Annotated in this window: 1 rRNA gene; it reads right to left on the bottom strand. The window is 48.1% G+C overall.

The window, feature by feature from the left end:
* Positions 1–328: ribosomal RNA gene (locus HMPREF2993_RS04785) — 23S ribosomal RNA — on the bottom strand; the annotation flags it as partial.
* Positions 329–489 lie beyond the last annotated feature (161 nt).

The raw sequence follows: 489 nt of genomic DNA, 5'->3' as shown, positions 1-489 counted from the left end.
GGGCCCACAACACCGCACACACAACCCCTACCAAGTATCACATGCACACGGTTTAGCCTCATCCACGTTCGTTCGCCACTACTAGCAGAATCATATTTTATTTTCTTCTCCTACGGGTACTGAGATGTTTCACTTCCCCGCGTAAACCCCCACAACAGCTATGAATTCACTGAAGGGTAACACCCCATAACAGGTGCCAGGTTTCCCCATTCGGACATCCTCGGATCAACGCTTTATTGACAACTCCCCGAGGCTTAACGCAGCCTTACACGTCCTTCATCGGCTCAGCATGCCAAGGCATCCACCATGCGCCCTAAATAACGAACACACAACCAACACAAAAAGTGCTGGTGTGAACACACAAAACACAAAAGAACAAAGAAATCACACAAACCACACACATTGCCACCACACAAAAAGTGACAGTAACAAGCACATGGTTTAATGCTCGCGTCCACTATACAGTTCTCACACAACACCCCACACAAC

Origin of the sequence: Corynebacterium sp. HMSC068G04 (assembly GCF_001814885.1) — a bacterium.
GTDB lineage: Bacteria > Actinomycetota > Actinomycetes > Mycobacteriales > Mycobacteriaceae > Corynebacterium > Corynebacterium hiratae.
The sequence above is the reverse complement of the archived record's forward strand: the minus strand, read 5'-3'. Positions and strand labels throughout refer to the sequence as shown.